The sequence below is a fragment of the Streptomyces acidicola genome (assembly GCF_009377235.1).
GTDB classification, from domain to species: domain Bacteria; phylum Actinomycetota; class Actinomycetes; order Streptomycetales; family Streptomycetaceae; genus Streptomyces; species Streptomyces acidicola.
Genome location: NZ_VMNX01000073.1, coordinates 1 through 18,431, shown reverse-complemented (window position 1 = coordinate 18,431; position 18,431 = coordinate 1). Strand labels below are relative to the sequence as shown.

The 18,431-nt window shown below is 69.9% G+C and carries 10 protein-coding genes and 1 pseudogene; 7 read left to right on the top strand and 4 right to left on the bottom strand.

Annotated elements, in window-relative coordinates; all coding sequences use genetic code 11:
- The first annotated feature begins 78 nt into the window (after positions 1-78).
- Positions 79-2,547: a CBM35 domain-containing protein gene (locus FPZ41_RS20310; RefSeq protein WP_152864581.1), complete on the top strand. Its 2,469-nt coding sequence runs from the start codon at positions 79-81 to the stop codon at positions 2,545-2,547.
- 132 nt (positions 2,548-2,679) lie between these two features.
- On the opposite strand, the gene FPZ41_RS20305 is transcribed toward FPZ41_RS20310, so the two are convergent.
- The 3 genes from FPZ41_RS20305 to FPZ41_RS20295 all read right to left on the bottom strand — a co-directional run bounded on the left by FPZ41_RS20305 (position 2,680) and on the right by FPZ41_RS20295 (position 7,422).
- Positions 2,680-3,777, bottom strand: a complete 1,098-nt coding sequence (locus FPZ41_RS20305; RefSeq protein ID WP_322620484.1) for an AI-2E family transporter — start codon at positions 3,775-3,777, stop codon at positions 2,680-2,682.
- Positions 3,778-4,073: 296 nt separating this feature from the next.
- Positions 4,074-6,128 (bottom strand): glycoside hydrolase family 31 protein, encoded by a 2,055-nt coding sequence (locus tag FPZ41_RS20300; protein WP_322620483.1) that lies wholly within the window; start codon positions 6,126-6,128, stop codon positions 4,074-4,076.
- 280 nt (positions 6,129-6,408) lie between these two features.
- The gene (locus FPZ41_RS20295) at positions 6,409-7,422 is read right to left on the bottom strand and encodes a LacI family DNA-binding transcriptional regulator (protein WP_152864604.1); all 1,014 of its coding nucleotides are present in this window, start codon (positions 7,420-7,422) and stop codon (positions 6,409-6,411) included.
- 462 nt (positions 7,423-7,884) lie between these two features.
- On the opposite strand from FPZ41_RS20295, the gene FPZ41_RS20290 reads away from it, so the two are divergent.
- From FPZ41_RS20290 to secA, 3 genes are all read left to right on the top strand, one after another.
- Positions 7,885-9,834 (top strand): acyl-CoA dehydrogenase family protein, encoded by a 1,950-nt coding sequence (locus FPZ41_RS20290; protein ID WP_152864579.1) that lies wholly within the window; start codon positions 7,885-7,887, stop codon positions 9,832-9,834.
- A gap of 139 nt (positions 9,835-9,973) precedes the next feature.
- On the top strand, positions 9,974-10,771 hold the full coding sequence (locus tag FPZ41_RS20285) for a hypothetical protein (protein ID WP_152864578.1): 798 nt from the start codon (positions 9,974-9,976) through the stop codon (positions 10,769-10,771).
- 31 nt (positions 10,772-10,802) lie between these two features.
- A complete protein-coding gene (gene secA / locus FPZ41_RS20280) occupies positions 10,803-13,553 on the top strand; it encodes a preprotein translocase subunit SecA (protein ID WP_194236151.1) in 2,751 nt (916 codons plus the stop codon).
- Positions 13,554-13,831: 278 nt separating this feature from the next.
- Here secA and FPZ41_RS20275 read toward each other — a convergent pair.
- Positions 13,832-13,927 (bottom strand): annotated as a pseudogene (locus FPZ41_RS20275) (lamin tail domain-containing protein); the annotation flags it as partial.
- Positions 13,928-14,114: 187 nt separating this feature from the next.
- On the opposite strand from FPZ41_RS20275, the gene dxr reads away from it, so the two are divergent.
- The 3 genes from dxr to ispG all read left to right on the top strand — a co-directional run bounded on the left by dxr (position 14,115) and on the right by ispG (position 18,159).
- The gene (dxr, locus tag FPZ41_RS20270; protein ID WP_152864577.1) at positions 14,115-15,380 is read left to right on the top strand and encodes a 1-deoxy-D-xylulose-5-phosphate reductoisomerase; all 1,266 of its coding nucleotides are present in this window, start codon (positions 14,115-14,117) and stop codon (positions 15,378-15,380) included.
- On the top strand, positions 15,377-16,681 hold the full coding sequence (locus FPZ41_RS20265) for a M50 family metallopeptidase (RefSeq protein WP_152864576.1): 1,305 nt from the start codon (positions 15,377-15,379) through the stop codon (positions 16,679-16,681). The genes dxr and FPZ41_RS20265 overlap by 4 nt, the downstream gene beginning before the upstream one ends.
- Before the next feature lie 320 nt (positions 16,682-17,001).
- Complete coding sequence (gene ispG / locus FPZ41_RS20260) at positions 17,002-18,159, top strand: flavodoxin-dependent (E)-4-hydroxy-3-methylbut-2-enyl-diphosphate synthase (protein WP_152864574.1); 1,158 nt, start codon at positions 17,002-17,004, stop codon at positions 18,157-18,159.
- Positions 18,160-18,431 lie beyond the last annotated feature (272 nt).

Sequence of the window (18,431 nt, the reverse complement as noted above, 5' to 3'; positions counted from 1 at the left end):
ACCCCCACCCGCACGCGAGCCCGCACGAGATCCCGTATCAGAACCACCTTGGTCACCGCCGTACTTGGAGTCACCGCAATGGCAGGCACCCTCCCCGCTGCCGGTCCCGCGGCAGCCGCCGCCGACCCGCAGCGCCTCACCGTCGACCTGGCCACCTCCGAGGGCCCGGTGATGCTCGGCGCGAACGGAGCTCTCTACGGGCTCAGCGACGACGGGGTGCCCAGCGACGCCGCGCTGGAGCCCCTGAAGATCACCAGCATTTCGCAGAAACCGGAGGGTGGCGCCCAGCACCCCAACGGCGACGCGCTCACCGTCTCGAAGTCGTTCTTCCGCAACGGCGGCGGCGAGATCAACGTGATGATGCAGGACATCTACGCCAAGTGGCCCTACGAGGACCTCGGCATCGACGACTACCTCCCCAAGGTCGACAGGATCGTCAGGGAGGTCGCGGCCGACCCCAACAGCGACCGCTTCGTCTACATCCCGTTCAACGAGCCCGACCAGATCTGGTACAAGCTCGGGGTCGCCGACCAGGCGCAGTACGAGGTGAACCGCGACCGGTTCTTCAAGGACTGGAAGACGGTCTACCAGCGCATCCGCGCGATCGACCCCGACGCGAGGATCGCCGGCCCCAACGAGGCCGCCTACCACCCACGCCTGCTGAGGGACTTCCTCGCCTTCGCCAAGCGCGAGAACGTCCTGCCCCAGGTGATGACCTGGCACGAGCTGGGCTCCGGCTCCCTGCGGGACTTCCAGGCCCACTACGACGACTACCGAGCCCTGGAGCGGGAAGCGGGCATAACCCCGCTGAAGATCAACATCGACGAGTACGCCAACCGCCGCGATCTGTCCGTGCCCGGACAGCTCGTGCAGTGGGTCTCGATGTTCGAGCGGAACAAGGTGTACGCCAACGCGGCCTACTGGGACGCGGCCGGCAACCTCAGCGGCCATGTCGTACGGTCGAACATCCCCAACGGCGGCTGGTGGTTCTTCCGCTGGTACGCCGGGCTGACCGGCGACACCGTCAGGGTGACCCCGCCGCAGGCCAACACCATCGACACCCTCCAGGGCCTCGCCTCCCTCGACACCTCGCGCCGCCAGGCCCAGGTCCTGCTCGGCGGCTCCGGCGGCGACAGCGACGTCGTGGTCGAGAACGTCTCCCCGTCCCTCTTCGGCGGTACGGTCACCGCGACCGTCGCCGAGGCCGCCTGGTCCGGCTACGAGGGCCAGCACGCCGCGCCCCGAGTCCTCGCCCGCACGAAGGTCGAGGTCGCGGACGACGGAACGTTGACCGTCCCGCTGCGCGGCATGCACAAGATGTCCGCGTACCGGATCGTCCTCACCCCCGGCGGCTCCGGAACCCCGGCCGCCGCCTCCGTCCCCTGGACCGCCTCGTACGAGGCCGAGGACGCGGCCATCACCGGCGGCCAGGTCTACACCCAGGGCACGGTCAGCAACGCCAACGGCTACGCGGCCTCCGGGACGAAGGACGTCGGCTCCCTCAACACCGCCACCAGCAAGGTCGACTTCACGGTGACGGTGCCCAAGGCGGGAACGTACGACCTGGCGATCCTGTACGGCAACCAGTCCGGCGCACCCGCCACCCAGAAGCTGTCCGTCGACGGCGGCTCCCCGGTCACGGTCACCTACCCGTCCACCGAGAACTGGACCTACCGCGCCAAGAAGGACGTCAGCGTGGAGTTGGCGGCCGGCAGCCATGTGCTGACCCTGGCCAAGGGCGACGCCGAGGTCACCCTCGACCGTGTCGACCTGACCGCCCGCACCGGCGCGCCGTCCGCCTCGTACGAGGCCACGCTCGCCGACATCAGCGGGAAGCCCGCGTACGACTACTCCTCCTCCGCCGGGACCGGCACGGGCGCCCTCGTCCTGGCTGACGGCGACAAGGCGGTCTTCGACGTCTACGCACCGCGCGACGGCTACTACACGGTGGTGCCGCAGGCCTCGGCTGCCGTGAAGCTGGGCCTGCACGGAGAGACGGTCACGGCGGCGCCCGGCCGGCCCCTGCGGCTCTATCTCGTCGCGGGCAACAACCGCGTGGCCATGACCGCCGGGCACGCCGCCGTCCGCTCCCTCGACGTCTCGTGCGACGGATCGGCCTCCGGCACGCTCTCGTACGAGGGCGCCGCGGCCACCCTCGCGGGCGGGGCCAGGCTCGTCGACTCCGCCCACGCCTCCGCGGGTTCCTACATCGGATGGCTCGGCAACAGCGCCGCCAGCACCGCCGCGTTCACCGTGGACGCGCCCAGTTCCGGACGCTACGTGCTGGTCGTCCACTACGCGCAGAACGACCGGCGCGACAACGGCCACGCCTACAACACGGACATCATGTCCCGCACGGCGGACATCACGGTCGGCACCGCCGCCCCGCGGAAGGTCACCTTCAAGAACACCTGGAGCTGGGACGACTACTGGACGGTGGGCGTCCCGGTCGACCTGAAGAAGGGCGCCAACAAGGTGACGTTCGGGAACGCGGGCGCGTGGGCGCCGAACATCGACCGGATCGAACTGGGCCGGGTCGTCGGCTAGGCCACGGGACCGCGGACGGTCTCGGCCACCGGGACCCACCGGTGGCCGAGACCGTGCGGTCGGGGCCGGTCGACCTCGGCCCACAGGGCGTGGTGAGGCGGGGCAGCCTTCCCTCGCTCGGCGAGGTCCCGGTCACCGGGCAGTCGAAGGACTCCCGGCTGTCGAAGGACTCCCGGCAGCCCCGGGCATCCTGACCGCCCCGGTCGTCCTGGCTGTCCTGGCTGTCCCGGCCGTTTCCTCTGCCGCTCCGTCCCCGTACCGGGCCCGGAGCTCCGACAACACACCGAACGCCGCCGCGGTGAGGGGTACCGAGAGGAGCATGCCGAGGATCCCGGCGATCGAGGCGCCCGCCGTCAGGGCCAGCAGGATCGCCGCCGGGTGCATCTGCACCGTCCGGCTGTGGATCATCGGCTGGAGCACGTTCCCTTCCAGGAGCTGCACCGCCAGGACCACGCCCAGCGCCCACAGCGCCGTCACCAGGCCGCGGTCCGCGAACGCGACCAGGATCGCGACCGCGCCCGAGAGGAAGGCGCCCAGATAGGGGATGTACGCGCCCACGAACACCAGTGCCCCGAGCCCCACGGCGCCCGGCACCTGAAGGATCAGCAGGCCGACCGCGATGCACACGCCGTCGATGAAGGCGATGAGCGTCGTCCCCCGCATGAAGCCCTCGATCGCCTGGAAGGCACGCCGGGCCATGACCTCGACGCTCTCGCCGGAGCCTCGCGGCGCGAACGAGTGCAGTGCGGCGACCGCCCGGTCGGAGTCGCGCAGGAAGAAGAACATGAGCAGCAGCGCCAGAACGGCCATCGCGACGAACTCGCTGACGACGCCGACTCCGCTGAGCACCCCGGAGGCCGCGGTACCGCCGAACTTCGACAGCAGGCCCTTCGCGTTCCTGGCGAGGTCGTCCAGAGAGGTCCCGGCCAGGCCGAACTCGTCACCGAGGGACTCCGCCGCGTTCCGCAGCGAGGAGATGATCTGGTCGCCGGTGTCGATCAGCGCGGCCACTACGACGTAAGCGGCCCCGCCCACGACCAGGACCACGGCGGCGCAGGTCAGCCCGGCGGCGACGGACCTGCTGAACTTCATCGCGACCAGCCGCCGGTAGAACGGGCCGAGCAGCGCGGTGCCGAGCAGCGCGAGCAGCACCGGTGTGACGGCGGTCTGGAACGTGATGCACAGCCATACACCCACGGCGAGGACACCGGTGACGAGGAGCGTGAGCACGCTCCACCCGGCGATACGCCGGGCGGGTCCCGGGAGGAAACCGCGGGAGTCGCCCGCGGGCGCCGGGCCGGCCGCCCCCGGTATGCCGAGGGGCGCGCCGGTGGTGCGTATCGTCGTCCGCGTCCTGTGCAGGGGCGCTCTGCGTGTCGGCCCGTTGTGACGGCCCGGCCGCCCCCCGCGGGTGCCTCGGCGAGGAACTCCCGTACGGCTGTTCATGCTGTCTGTGTCTCTCCGCTCGCGTGGCCGTGGCGCTCCAGCGTAGACCGGGCCCCAGAAAGGGGATTCGACGCGGGTGCCTACTCGGCGATCGGCTCGTTGATCGGCAGCCGGGCCCCGTCCCGAAGGAACAGCGGGATGCGGTCCAGCGGGGCGTCCACGGTCACGGGCGCACTGCCCTCGTACGTCTCACCGGTCCACGCGTCCGTCCAGCGCGCTCCCGCCGGCAGGTACGCCGTCCGGGCGGTCGCACCCGCCGTCAGCACGGGCGCCACCAGCAGGTCGGCGCCGAGGAGGTACGCGTCGTCGACCGACCAGGCCGCCTGGTCCTCGGGGAACTCCAGGAACAGCGGCCGCATCACCGGCAGGCCCTCCTCGTGGGCCTCCCGCATGACCTTCAGGACGTACGGCTTCAGGCGCTCGCGCAACCGCAGGTAGGTCGCGAGGACCTCGTAGGCCTCCTCGCCGTACGACCAGACCTCGTTCGGACCGCCGGTCATCTCCGGGCCGAGCGGCATGCCCGGTTCGCGGAAGCCGTGCAGGCGCATCAGCGGGGACAGTGCGCCGAACTGGAACCAGCGGACCATCACTTCGCGGTATTCCTTCTCGTCCGGATTGCCGCCGTGGAAGCCGCCGATGTCGGTGTTCCACCACGGGATGCCGGACAGGGCCGTGTTGAGGCCGGCCGCGATCTGGCGGCGCAGGCTCGCGAAGTCCGTGGGGATGTCACCGGACCACAGGGCGGCGCCGTAGCGCTGACTGCCCGCCCACGCCGAACGGTTGAGGGTGACGATGTCGGTCTCCCCGGCGGCGAGCATGCCCTCGTAGAAGGTGCGGGCGTTCTCACGCGGGTACATGTTGCCGACCTCCAGGCCCGGACCCGCCCAGTAGCGCAGGTTCTCCTGGAAGCCCGGCTTGATCTCCGGTTCGCCGGCGTCCAGCCAGAAGGACGTGATGCCGTACGGCTCCAGGTAGTTGTCGCGCACGCGCGACCAGACGAACTCCCGGGCCTCGGGGTTCGTCGCGTCGTAGAAGGCGACCTGGACGGTGGAGGCGACCTGCTTGTCGGGCCAGTCGGCGTGGGCCACCGGCCCGTACTGGGTGCCGATGAAGTAGCCGCGCTGCTCCATGACCGGGTGGTTCTCCGAGAGCGGGGACACCGACGGCCACACGGACACGACCAGCTTGATCCCGAGCTCGTCCAGCTCCCGCACCATGCCCGCCGGGTCGGGCCACTCGTCCGGGTCGAACTTCCACTCGCCCAGGTGCGTCCAGTGGAAGAAGTCGCACACGATCACGTCGATGGGCAGTTCGAGCCGCTTGTACTCCCGTGCCACGGCGAGGAGTTCGTCCTGGGTGCGGTAGCGCAGCTTGCACTGCCAGAAGCCCGCCGCCCACTCGGGCAGCATCGGCGTCCGGCCCGTGACCGCGCTGTAGCGGCGCTGCGCGTCGGCCGGGCCGCCCGCCGTGATCCAGTAGTCGATCTGCCGGGCCGAGTCCGCCACCCAGCGCGTGCCGTTGCCCGCGAGCTCCACCCGGCCGATCGCCGGGTTGTTCCACAGCAGCGTGTAGCCGCGGCTGGAGGTGAGCACGGGGATGCCGACCTCGGCGTTGCGCTGGACCAGGTCGAGGACCAGGCCCTTCTGGTCGAGCCGTCCGTGCTGGTGCTGTCCGAGGCCGTACAGCTTCTCGTCGTCGTACGCGGCGAAGCGCTGCTCCAGGCGGTGGTGACCGTTGCCGACGGCGGTGTAGAGGCGCGGGCCCGGCCACCAGAAGTGGGCGCGCTCCTCCGCGAGGAGCTCGGCACCGTTGTCGGTGCGCACGAAGCGGAGCCGGCCCTCGGCGCTGACGTCGACGGTCAGCGTGCCGACGGTCAGCCGCCCGTGTCCGTCCTCGATCTTGACGGTGCTCCCGGTGGCGGGCGGGTCGTCCAGCAGGGCACCCGGCAGCCCGTCGAGGACCGGGCCACCGAGGCGGGCCCGGACCCGGACCGCGTCGGGGCCCCAGGGCTCGATGAGAACGGTCTCCTGGCGGCCGCTCCACTCCAGGGCACCGTCCCGTTCGCGGAACGTGCCGACGGTGGGGGAGGACTGCGCGAGGCTGACCTGGGGCTGGTTTTCGGCAGGCTGGTTCACGGCGGGTGCTCCTGAAGGAGTGCAGACAGGGGGCGCCGGCGAGGGGCGGGGCAGGTCAGGGCAGGGCCGGCGAACGGGAAGCGCTGATCGAACTGGAGGCGCTGATGGAGAGAGATGCTGATGGAACGGAGGCGCTGATCGAGCGGGGGCGCTGACGGAACGGGAAGGCTTGATCGAGCGGGGGTGCTGACGGAACGGGAAGGCTTGATCGAGCGGGGGTGCTGACGGAGCGGGAGGCGCTGATCGAGCGGAGGCGGCGGAGAAGGCGGAGAAGTGCGGGTCAGCCGGCGGACGGCACCGGGCCGGTGCTCGCCCGCACCGTCAACTCCGGTGCGAGCAGCACGACTTCGTCCGTCCCGCGCCCGTCCAGCTTCGCGACCAGGTGCTCCACCGCGCGCCGGCCCATCTCCTGCGCCGGTATGGCGACCGAGGTGAGCCGCACGGACGCCTGGGTGGCGACCTGGTCCGGGCAGACGGCGATCACGGACACGTCCTCGGGCACGGCGCGCCCCTGCTGCCGCAACAGCGCGAGCAGAGGCGCGACCGCGGACTCGTTCTGCACGACGAAGCCTGTGGTGCCCGGGCGCTCGTCGAAGATCCGGGCGAGGGTCACGGCCATCACGTCGTACCCGCCCTCGCAGGGCCGGTGCAGCACGCGCAGCCCCAGCTCCCGCGAGCGGGTCCGCAGCCCGTCGAGCGTGCGCTCGGCGAAACCGGTGTGCCGCTCGTAGACGGCGGGCGCCTCGCCGATGACGGCGATGTCCCGGTGGCCGAGCATGGCCAGATGCTCGGCGCACAGGGCGCCCGTCGCGGTGAAGTCGAGATCGACGCAGGTCAGTCCGGTGGTGTCGGCGGGCAGACCGATGAGCACCGACGGCTGGCCCGACTGCCGCAGCAACGGCAGCCGCTCGTCGTCGAGCTCCACGTCCATCAGGATCATCGCGTCGGCGAGCCCGCTGCCCGTGACGCGCCGGACCGCGTCGGGGCCCTCCTCGCCGGTGAGCAGCAGCACGTCGTACCCGTGGGTGCGGGCGGTGGTCGCCACCGCGATGGCGATCTCCATCATCACGGGCACGTACATGTCCGTACGGAGCGGGACCATCAGCGCGATGATGTTGGACCTGCTGCTCGCCAGGGCCCGGGCCCCCGCGTTCGGGTGGTAGCCGAGCTCCTGGATGCTCCGCTCGACCCGCTGCCGGGTGCCCGCGGAGATGGACCGCTTGCCGCTGAGGACATAGCTCACCGTGCTCGCCGAGACTCCGGCGTGCTGGGCGACCTCGGCGAGGGTGACCATCCAGCTCTCCAAGCGTGGTGTGAAGCGCTTCGACAGTGCGCGCTGCGGGCAATGACGAGTGAGGACGGCTCGACAGTAGCTTGACGGTGAGTGGGTGTCCATAGGTTGTCGAAGCGCTTCGACACGGACTTTCGGGAGTGCGGGCGTCCACAGGGTCCGGGTGATAGTCCGGGTGACGGTCCGGGTGCGCCGGTTCGCCCCGGAGCGCCGCTCCCGGGGCGGGCCCTCTGCCTACCACGAGCGGCCCGTACGGGCCATGGAGCCCATGGAGCGGCGGGGGTGCCCGGCGGTGTCGTCGCGCGGGACCAGCGGCCAGGGAAGGGGCGCGCGCCAACGGTCCGGCGTTGGGCTGGTCGCTGCGCCAGGACTGGTGAGGGTGACCGGAATCGGGTACATACGATCGAGTAGCACCGGTCAGTAAGGACCTGCCCCAAGATCCCTATTCGCGGCGAGGTGAGCCTCATGTCCGCAGCACCCGCTTCCCCTTCCCCCCGACCCGCCGTGACCGAGCGCGAGGCCCGCCAGGTGGCGGAGGCAGCCCGTGAGCAGGACTGGCGCAAGCCCAGCTTCGCCAAGGAGCTCTTCCTCGGCCGCTTCCGGCTCGACCTGATCCACCCGCACCCGATGCCCGCCGACCAGGACGCGCAGCGCGGCGAGGAGTTCCTCGAAAAGCTGCGTGACTTCTGCGAGACGAAGATCGACTCGTCCGTCATCGAGCGCGACGCACAGATCCCCGACGCCGTCATCGACGGGCTCAAGGAGCTCGGCGCCCTCGGCATGAAGATCGACACGAAGTACGGCGGCCTCGGCCTCACCCAGGTGTACTACAACAAGGCGCTCGCCCTCGTCGGCTCCGCGAGCCCCGCGGTCGGCGCCCTGCTCTCCGCGCATCAGTCGATCGGCGTACCGCAGCCGCTGAAGTTGTTCGGCACCCAGGAGCAGAAGGACACGTTCCTGCCGCGCTGCGCCCGCACCGACATCTCCGCCTTCCTGCTGACCGAGCCGGACGTGGGCTCGGACCCGGCCCGCCTCGCCACGACCGCCGTACCGGAGGGGGACGGCTACGTCCTCGACGGGGTGAAGCTGTGGACCACCAACGGAGTGGTCGCCGACCTCCTCGTCGTCATGGCCCGCGTACCGAAGTCCGAGGGCCACAAGGGCGGGATCACCGCCTTCGTCGTCGAGGCCGCCTCGGAGGGCATCACCGTCGAGAACCGCAACGCCTTCATGGGCCTGCGCGGCCTGGAGAACGGCGTGACCCGCTTCCACCAGGTCCGCGTCCCGGCCGCCAACCGCATCGGCCCCGAGGGCGCCGGCCTGAAGATCGCCCTCACCACGCTGAACACCGGCCGTCTCTCCCTGCCCGCCATGTGCGTCGGCGCGGGCAAGTGGTGCCTGAAGATCGCCCGCGAGTGGTCGGGCGCCCGCGAGCAGTGGGGCAGGCCGGTCGGACTGCACGAGGCGGTCGGCTCGAAGATCGCCTTCATCGCCGCCACGACCTTCGCGCTGGAGGCCGTCGTGGACCTGTCCTCGCAGATGGCCGACGAGGACCGCAACGACATCCGCATCGAGGCCGCCCTCGCCAAGCTGTACGGCTCCGAGATGGGCTGCCTGATGGCCGACGAGCTGGTCCAGATCCGCGGCGGCCGCGGCTTCGAGACCGCCGCGTCGCTGATGGCCCGCGGCGAGCGCGGCGTCCCCGCCGAGCAGATCCTGCGTGACCTGCGCATCAACCGCATCTTCGAGGGCTCCACCGAGATCATGCACCTGCTGATCGCGCGCGAGGCCGTCGACGCCCACCTGTCCGTGGCGGGCGACCTCATCGACCCGGAGAAGTCCCTCTCCGACAAGGCGAAGGCGGGCGCGAACGCCGGCGTGTTCTACGCCAAGTGGCTGCCCAAGCTCGTCGCGGGCGCGGGCCAGCTCCCGCGCGCGTACGGCGACTTCCACCCCGCGGGCCACGTCGACCTCTCCGGCCACCTCCGTCACGTCGAGCGCAGCGCTCGCAAGCTGGCCCGTTCCACCTTCTACGCCATGTCCCGCTGGCAGGGCCGGATGGAGACCAAGCAGGGCTTCCTGGGCCGGATCGTCGACATCGGCGCCGAACTGTTCGCGATGAGTGCGGCCTGCGTACGTGCCGAGCACCTGCGCACCACCGGCGACCACGGCCGCGAGGCCTACCAGCTCGCCGACGCCTTCTGCCGCCAGTCCCGCGTCCGCGTCGACGAACTCTTCGCCCGCCTGTGGACCAACACCGATGACCTGGACCGCAAGGTCGTCAAGGGCGTCCTGTCGGGCACGTACGAGTGGCTGGAGCAGGGCGTGATCGACCCGTCCGGCGAGGGCCCGTGGATCGCCGACGCAACCCCCGGACCGTCCCGCCGGGAGAACGTCCACCGTCCCATCCGCTAGCACCCCGTCGCTGAAGCACCCCATGTCCCGTCCCTCGATATTCCTCCCAGGAATTCACTGCCGTCCCCGTCGTCATTCCGCTGCTTGCCGCTCGAAAATCTCGCGTCAACAATGGACGGAAGGCGAACGGGGACGACAGATGCGCCATGGAATCGGGGACAGTCACGCAATTTCCGTCCAGCTGACGTATGCCCGGCGCGAGGCCTGGGGGTATCTCCTTCAGACGGATCGCGTACGGGCGCTGCGGGCGGTCCGGGACGAAGTGCTGCCGATGGCCGAGAAGCTGCGCATGGCGGACCCGGAGTCCTTCGAGACCCACCGGGACGCCCTGGCCGTACTGCTCAACGAGTGCGCGCTGGCCGTCGTCGACGAGGAGACGAGGCCGCCCGTGACCGGCTTCGACGCCGTACACGTGCGCAGGATCGATCCGCACGACGTGGACGCGCTGCTGGACGCCGGGCTGCCGGGCGAGCGTCCGGTGATCCAGCAGCTCTTCCGCGGCGCGCTCGACGTGGTCAAGGACCCCGTGCTGCGCGAGGTGATCACGGCGAACCAGCAGGGTGTCCGCATTCTCCAGCGGGCGAACCACTGGATCCGGATGCTCACGGACGCCATGGACGCGGACGCCATGGACGCGGACGCCATGGACGCGGACGCCATGGACGCGGACGCCATGGACGCGGACGCCATGGACGCGGACGCCATGGACGCGGACGCCATGGACGCGGACGTCGTGGCCGCGGACGTCATGGGCACGGATGCGATGGGTTCAGACGTCGTGGGTTCAGACGTCGTGAGCTCAGATGCCGTGGGCTCGGACGTCATGGGTGCAGACGCCGCGACTGCGGACACAATGGACGTGGGCGCCACGGAAGACGTCGCGGACGCGGCAGCAGGTAAACCAAAACCCGGGAACTCCCCGGAACGGAACACGTGATTCTTTCTCCTGGTGGTTGGGGGTTCGGACAATGCCCGCTCTCGGACTGGAAACCGTCGCCGGCAAGATCATGCGGGCCGGCGAGGGCAGGACCCTGCGCCGACTGCACCACATCGCCGCACAGGTCGCCTCCATCGAGGAGGACTTCACAGACCTGACCGACGCCGAACTCCGCGCCCTCACCGACGAGTACAAACAGCGGTACGCCGACGGGGAGACCCTCGACGACCTGCTGCCCGAGGCCTTCGCCACCATGCGCGAGGCTGCCCGGCGCACCCTCGGCATGCGGCACTTCGACGTGCAGGTCATGGGCGGCGCCGCCCTCCACCGCGGCAACATCGCCGAGATGCAGACCGGCGAGGGCAAGACCCTGGTCGCCACCCTGCCCGTCTATCTCAACGCCCTCGCCGGCCAGGGCGTCCACCTCGTCACCGTCAACGACTACCTGGCCCAGCGCGACGCCGACTGGATGGGCCGGGCGTACCGGTTCCTCGGTCTGACCGTGGGCGTCATCCGCACCGGCTCCACCCCGGAGGAGCGCCGGGCCGCGTACGACTGCGACATCACCTACGGCACCAACACCGAGTTCGGCTTCGACTACCTGCGCGACAACATGGCCTGGTCGCAGGACGAGCTCGTGCAGCGCGGCCACCACTTCGCGATCGTCGACGAGGCCGACTCGATCCTCATCGACGAGGCCCGCACCCCGCTGATCATCTCCGGCCCCGCCGACCAGGCCCCCCACTGGTACGAGGCCTTCGCCACGCTGGTGCGCCCCATGCAGGGGGTCGAGATCCAGGAGGAGCGCTTCGTCAAGCCCCTGGACAAGGAGCGGCTGCGGGCGCTGCGCGACGAGTACCACTACGAGTACGACCCGAGGAACCGCACCGTGGCCGTGCTGGACCGCGGGGTGGAGTTCATCCAGGACCAGCTCGGCATCGACAGTCTCTACGAGTCCGACCACACCCCGCTGGTCGGCCACCTCAACAACGCCCTGAAGGCCAAGGAACTGTTCCGCCGGGATCACGAGTACGTCGTCGTCGACGGCGAGGTCCTGATCGTCGACGAGCACACGGGCCGCCTCCTCGCCGGCCGCCGCTACAACGAGGGCCTGCACCAGGCGATAGAGGCCAAGGAGGGCGTGCAGGTCAAGGAGGAGAACCAGACCCTCGCGACGATCACCCTGCAGAACTTCTTCCGCCTCTACGAGAAGCTCTCCGGCATGACCGGTACGGCGATGACCGAGGCCGCCGAGTTCCACCAGATCTACAAGCTCGGCGTCGTCCCCATCCCGACCAACCGGCCAATGGTCCGCACGGACCAGCCGGACCTGATCTACCGCACCGAGGACGCCAAGTTCGCCGCGGTGGTCGACGACATAGAGGAGCGGCACGCCCAGGGCCAGCCGGTCCTGGTGGGCACCACCACCGTCGAGGTGTCCGAGGCACTGTCCGGGCTGCTGCGCAGGCGGGGCATCCGGCACGAGGTGCTCAATGCCAAGAACCACCAGCGCGAGGCCCTGATCGTCGCCCAGGCGGGTCGCAGGGGAGCGGTCACCGTGGCCACCAACATGGCCGGTCGCGGCACCGACATCATGCTCGGCGGCAACCCGGAGGCCCTCGCCCTCGCCGAACTCCCCGACGAGGCGGACGAGGCGCAGCGCCGGGCCGTCGTCCAGCGCGTGGCGTCCCAGGTCGCGGCCGAGCGTGACGCGGTCACCGAGCTCGGCGGCCTCTACGTCCTCGGCACCGAGCGGCACGACGCCCGCCGCATCGACAACCAGCTCCGCGGCCGCTCCGGCCGGCAGGGCGACCCCGGCGAGTCCCGCTTCTACCTCTCGCTCCAGGACAACCTCATGCGGCTCTTCCAGGCCCAGGTCGTGGACCGGGTGATGGCCGCCGCCAACGTCCCCGACGACGTCCCCATCGAGAACAAGGTGGTCACCCGCGCCGTCGCCTCCGCCCAGGCGCAGCTGGAGCGGCAGCACTTCGAGTCCCGCAAGGACGTCCTGAAGTTCGACGAGGTCCTCAACCGTCAGCGCACGCTCATCTACACCGAGCGGCGCCGCATCCTGGAGGGCCAGGACCTGCGTGAACAGCTCCTGCACTTCATGGACGACACCGTCCAGGCGTACGTCGAGTCGGAGACCGCGGACGGCTTCCCCGAGGAGTGGCACCTGGACCGGCTCTGGACCGCCATCGAACAGCTGTACCCCGTGCGGATCACCCTGGACGACCTGGACGAGGAGTTCGGCGGCCGTGCCGGCCTCACCGCCCAGCACATCGTGGACGCGCTCACCGAGGACATCCACGCCCGCTACGCGGAGCGCGAGGCGGAACTCGGCGAGGACGTGCTGCGTGTGCTGGAGCGCCGGGTGATGCTCTCCGTCCTGGACCGCAAGTGGCGCGAGCACCTCTACGAGATGGACTACCTCCGCGACGGCATCGGCCTGCGCTTCACCCTCGGCCGCGAACCGATCATCGAGTACGAGCGCGAGGGCTTCGACATGTTCGTCGCCATGACCGACGCCATCAAGGAGGAGTCCGTCGGCTACGTCTTCAACCTCGACCCCACCGCCGGCGGCCTCACCCCCGGCTCTCAGGACTCCCTCCACTTCACCGCCCCGACCATGGACACGGTGGAGGGAGTCGTCGAGGGTGACTTCACCCCGGTGGACTCGATGCCGGACGGCTCCGGGGAAGCGGGTCCCCCGCAGGGCACGGCCCGCGCGGCGAGGGCGAGGACACGGCAGTCCCGCGCGAAGCGGCGCCGCAGGAGGTAGGAGGCGGGGGGCGGGGTTTCGCCTCCAGGGCGAAAGACCGCCATACGGTCGGGTAAGGTGCTATCGTGCGTTGCGAGAACCAAGCGTGCACACTGTGCCGATCGAGAACCAAGACGGCACTGCCGAGCTTTGCTCAACAAACCGGGCAGGTTCCGTCCCGGCTGGTGTCGAGGGAGTAAGACCTCTCAGGCCGCTGGTCTGTGAGGCTTCCTGAGCCAGGAATCTCCCTGCTTCAGTTCAGCTGGGGGGAGGGTTCAAATCCCGGAAGGTGTACGTGTGCCGCCGGCCGCCTCGGCCGGCGTGCTCAGCAGTGTCTCCGTCAGAGCCACCGCTCCGGCGAGCGCGGGCAGCGCGGCGCGTATCCCTCTGCGCATGGAAAATCCCCCCAGATGTCGTCCTGCTGACCGGCCGTACGCCGATCAGGACAGCAGCGATATCACCTCGACTTCACATGTGCTTCACAAACGGCTCTATGGCTCTGTCGGATGAGACATGGTGCTAAGGGAGCCGGCAGCCCGACGCGCTGTCCGGCCGGGCGCCGTGTGCGGCCACAATGGGGGGATGACCGACAGTCCAGCCCCTCTCGCCGATCCGCATCTCGTCTTCGACCCCGTCGCCGGGGTCCGGGATGTCGTCGTCCTCGGATCGACCGGTTCGATCGGCACCCAGGCCATCGACCTCGTCCTGCGCAACCCGGACAGGTTCCGTGTCACCGGGCTCCTGGCCGCCGGAGGGAGGGTGGGGCTGCTGGCCGAGCAGGCGTACCGGCTACGGGTCCGGACGGTCGGCGTCGCCCGCGAGGACGCCGTCCCCGCGCTGAAGGAGGCCCTGAGGGGCCAGTACGGCACCGAGCCGCTCCCTGAGATCCTCGCGGGCCCGGACGCCGCCACCCAGCTCGCCGCCTCCGACTGCCACACCGTGCTCAACGGCATCACCGGCTCCATCGGCCTCGCACCCACCCTGGCCGCCCTGGAGGCGGGCCGCACGCTCGCGCTCGCCAACAAGGAGTCGCTCATCGTCGGCGGCCCGCTGGTGAAGGCGCTGGCCAAGCCGGGCCAGATCATCCCGGTCGACTCCGAGCACGCCGCCCTGTTCCAAGCCCTCGCCGCCGGCACCCGTGCCGATGTGCGCAAGCTGGTCGTCACCGCCTCCGGGGGCCCGTTCCGGGGCCGTACCAAGGCGGAGCTGGCGAACGTCACCCCGGCGGACGCCCTCGCGCACCCGACCTGGGCCATGGGACCGGTGATCACCGTGAACTCGGCGACGCTCGTCAACAAGGGCCTCGAAGTCATCGAGGCACACCTGCTGTACGACATTCCCTTCGAACGCATTGAGGTGGTCGTGCATCCGCAGTCGTATGTCCACTCGATGGTTGAGTTCACGGACGGATCAACGCTGGCCCAGGCGACGCCCCCCGACATGCGCGGGCCCATCGCCATCGGCCTCGGCTGGCCGGAGCGCGTCCCCGACGCCGCCCCCGCCTTCGACTGGACCAAGGCGTCCACCTGGGAGTTCTTCCCCCTCGACACTGACGCGTTCCCCTCTGTCGGGCTCGCCCGCCACGTCGGACAGCTCGCGGGCACGGCCCCGGCGGTGTTCAATGCCGCCAACGAGGAATGTGTCGACGCGTTCCTGAACGGCACCCTGCCGTTCAACGCGATCATGGAAACGGTCACCCGGGTCGTCGAGGAACACGGCGTACCCGGAACGGGAACTTCCCTGACCGTGGCGGACGTCCTCGAAGCCGAGACCTGGGCGCGTGCCCGGGCCCGGGAACTGACCAAGGCCACCTCGACCGAGCGGACCACCGCGGAGGCGCGTGCATGACCACCCTGATGACGATTCTCGGCATAGTCGTCTTCGTGATCGGCCTGGGGATCTCGATCGCGTGGCACGAGCTGGGCCACCTGTCGTTCGCCAAGCTCTTCGGCATCCGCGTGCCCCAGTACATGGTGGGCTTCGGCCCCACCCTCTGGTCGCGCCACCGGGGCGAGACGGAGTACGGCATCAAGGCGATCCCGCTCGGCGGCTACATCCGCATGATCGGCATGTTCCCGCCCGGCAAGGACGGCCGCATAGAGGCCCGCTCGACGTCGCCGTTCCGCGGGATGATCGAGGACGCCCGCGCGGCCGCCTACGAGGAGCTCAAGCCCGGGGACGAGAACCGCCTCTTCTACACGCGCAAGCCCTGGAAGCGCGTCATCGTGATGTTCGCGGGCCCGTTCGCCAACCTGATCCTCGCCGTCGTGATCTTCGTCGGCGTGATGATGACGTTCGGCACCAACATGCAGACCACCACGGTCGGCAAGGTCTCGGACTGCGTCATCCAGGCCAGCGCGAACCGCTCGACCTGCGAGAAGGGCGACCAGGCCGCGCCCGCCAAGGCGGCCGGCCTCAAGGCCAAGGACAAGATCGTCGCCTTCAACGGCGTCCCCGTGAAGGAGTGGTCCACCCTCCAGGAGGACATCCGCGCCAACCCCGGCAAGGAGGTCACCCTCACCGTCGAGCGCGACGGCAAGCAGCTCGACCTCACCGCCACCCTCATAAAGAACCAGGTCAGCAAGACCGACGGCAACGGCGGCTACGTCGAGGGCCAGTACGTGACCGCCGGCTTCCTCGGCTTCACACCCGCCAGCGGCATCGTCCCGCAGACCTTCCCGCAGTCCGTGGACCGCATGGGCGACATGATGCAGAACGGCGTGGAGTCGCTGATCTCCCTGCCCGCCAAGATCCCCGCCCTGTGGGACGCGGCCTTCGGTGACGGGCCGCGCGAGGCCGACTCCCCCATGGGCGTGGTCGGCGCGGCCCGCGTCGGCGGCGAGATCGCCACGATGGACATCCCGGCCACCCAGCGGCTCGCCACGTTCCTGATGCTGGTGGCGGGCTTCAACCTCTCGCTCTTCCTGTTCAACATGCTTCCGCTGCTCCCGCTCGACGGCGGGCACATCGCGGGGGCCCTGTGGGAGGCACTGCGCCGGAACGTGGCGAAGGTGCTGCGCCGTCCCGACCCGGGCCCGTTCGACGTGGCGAAGCTGATGCCGGTGGCTTATGTGGTGGCCGGCATTTTCATCTGCTTCACCTTGCTCGTCCTGGTCGCAGATGTCGTCAATCCGGTCCGCATAAGCTAGCCAACCAGCCATAAATCCGCCCATTTTCGACATAGGGTCGTACTGCAGGTCGTACTGCCGGTCGGAGTGCCGCGCCCTTCACTCGTCCAACCCGTGCGAGTGAAAGGTGCGGCTTCAATGGCGGCTTCAATGGCGGTTTCCTTGGCGGTTTCCTTGTACGCCGCAGATGAGGAGGAGGGCACGCCCCGTTGAGAAGCCTTCTGCTGGGCGGATCGTTGGGCGGCCGTGTGCTTCCGTTCGGGTCAGTGCCGTAATCTCGGGCCTGGAGCCCGCTGCTCACGGGACCGGATCCTGATCCACAACTTGGGGTTGCACAGCAGATGACTGCGATTTCTCTCGGCATGCCGTCCGTTCCGACCAAGCTCGCCGAGCGCCGGAAGAGCCGGCAGATCATGGTCGGGTCCGTGGCAGTGGGCGGAGACGCGCCGGTATCGGTGCAGTCGATGACCACGACGCGTACGTCGGACATCGGCGCCACGCTGCAGCAGATCGCGGAGCTCACCGCGTCGGGCTGCCAGATCGTGCGGGTGGCCTGCCCGACGCAGGACGACGCGGACGCGCTCGCCACGATCGCGCGGAAGTCGCAGATCCCGGTGATCGCGGACATCCACTTCCAGCCGAAGTACGTGTTCGCGGCGATCGAGGCGGGCTGTGCGGCGGTCCGCGTCAACCCCGGCAACATCAAGCAGTTCGACGACAAGGTCAAGGAGATCGCGCGGGCCGCGAAGGAGCACGGCACGCCGATCCGTATCGGTGTCAACGCGGGCTCGCTGGACCGGCGGCTGCTGCAGAAGTACGGCAAGGCGACTCCGGAGGCCCTGGTCGAGTCGGCTCTGTGGGAGGCGTCGCTCTTCGAGGAACACGACTTTCGGGACATCAAGATCTCGGTCAAGCACAACGACCCCGTGGTGATGGTCAACGCCTACCGGCAGCTCGCGGCCCAGTGCGAGTACCCCCTCCACCTGGGAGTGACGGAGGCCGGCCCGGCCTTCCAGGGCACGATCAAGTCGGCGGTGGCGTTCGGCGCGCTGCTCGCTGAGGGCATCGGCGACACCATCCGCGTCTCCCTCTCGGCCCCTCCGGTGGAGGAGGTCAAGGTGGGCAACCAGATCCTCGAATCCCTGAACCTCCGTCAGCGCGGCCTGGAGATCGTCTCCTGCCCGTCGTGCGGGCGTGCCCAGGTCGACGTCTACAAGCTCGCCGAGGAGGTGACCGCGGGCCTCACCGGCATGGAGGTCCCCCTCCGGGTGGCCGTCATGGGCTGCGTCGTGAACGGCCCCGGCGAGGCCCGCGAGGCCGACCTCGGCGTCGCGTCCGGCAACGGCAAGGGCCAGATCTTCGTCAAGGGCGAGGTCATCAAGACGGTCCCCGAGTCGAAGATCGTCGAGACCTTGATCGAGGAGGCGATGAAGATCGCCGAGGAGATGGAGAAGGCCGGCGTCATGTCGGGCGAGCCGTCGGTGTCGGTGGCGGGCTGAGCTCCGCTTGCGACCGGGTTGGTTGCGCCCCCGGTCGACTCTTCCCGTCCCGTCCCTGGGGGCTGCCGCCCCCAGCCCCCGCTGTCGGCCTGAACGGCCTCGTCCTCGCACGTTCCAGCCCCTCCGGCGTTTGAGGCGCGGGGGTCCGGGGGCCGGCCCCCGAAACGGGCTCCGCCCCCTCGGCGGAGTCGAAGGGGCGGAGCCCCTGGGGAATGGGACGGGTAGGGGCGGCGGGGCGAGGAACCCCCCGACGACCGGCCGCACGGCATCAC

Bases quoted from the DNA above. Each gene is read 5' to 3' on its own strand.
- FPZ41_RS20265 (WP_152864576.1), top strand. From the start codon at position 15,377: ATGACCACCCTGATGACGATTCTCGGCATAGTCGTCTTCGTGATCGGC.
- dxr (WP_152864577.1), top strand. From the start codon at position 14,115: ATGACCGACAGTCCAGCCCCTCTCGCCGATCCGCATCTCGTCTTCGAC.
- secA (WP_194236151.1), top strand. From the start codon at position 10,803: ATGCCCGCTCTCGGACTGGAAACCGTCGCCGGCAAGATCATGCGGGCC.
- ispG (WP_152864574.1), top strand. From the start codon at position 17,002: ATGACTGCGATTTCTCTCGGCATGCCGTCCGTTCCGACCAAGCTCGCC.
- FPZ41_RS20285 (WP_152864578.1), top strand. From the start codon at position 9,974: ATGCGCCATGGAATCGGGGACAGTCACGCAATTTCCGTCCAGCTGACG.
- FPZ41_RS20310 (WP_152864581.1), top strand. From the start codon at position 79: ATGGCAGGCACCCTCCCCGCTGCCGGTCCCGCGGCAGCCGCCGCCGAC.
- FPZ41_RS20290 (WP_152864579.1), top strand. From the start codon at position 7,885: ATGTCCGCAGCACCCGCTTCCCCTTCCCCCCGACCCGCCGTGACCGAG.
- FPZ41_RS20295 (WP_152864604.1), bottom strand. From the start codon at position 7,422: ATGGTCACCCTCGCCGAGGTCGCCCAGCACGCCGGAGTCTCGGCGAGC.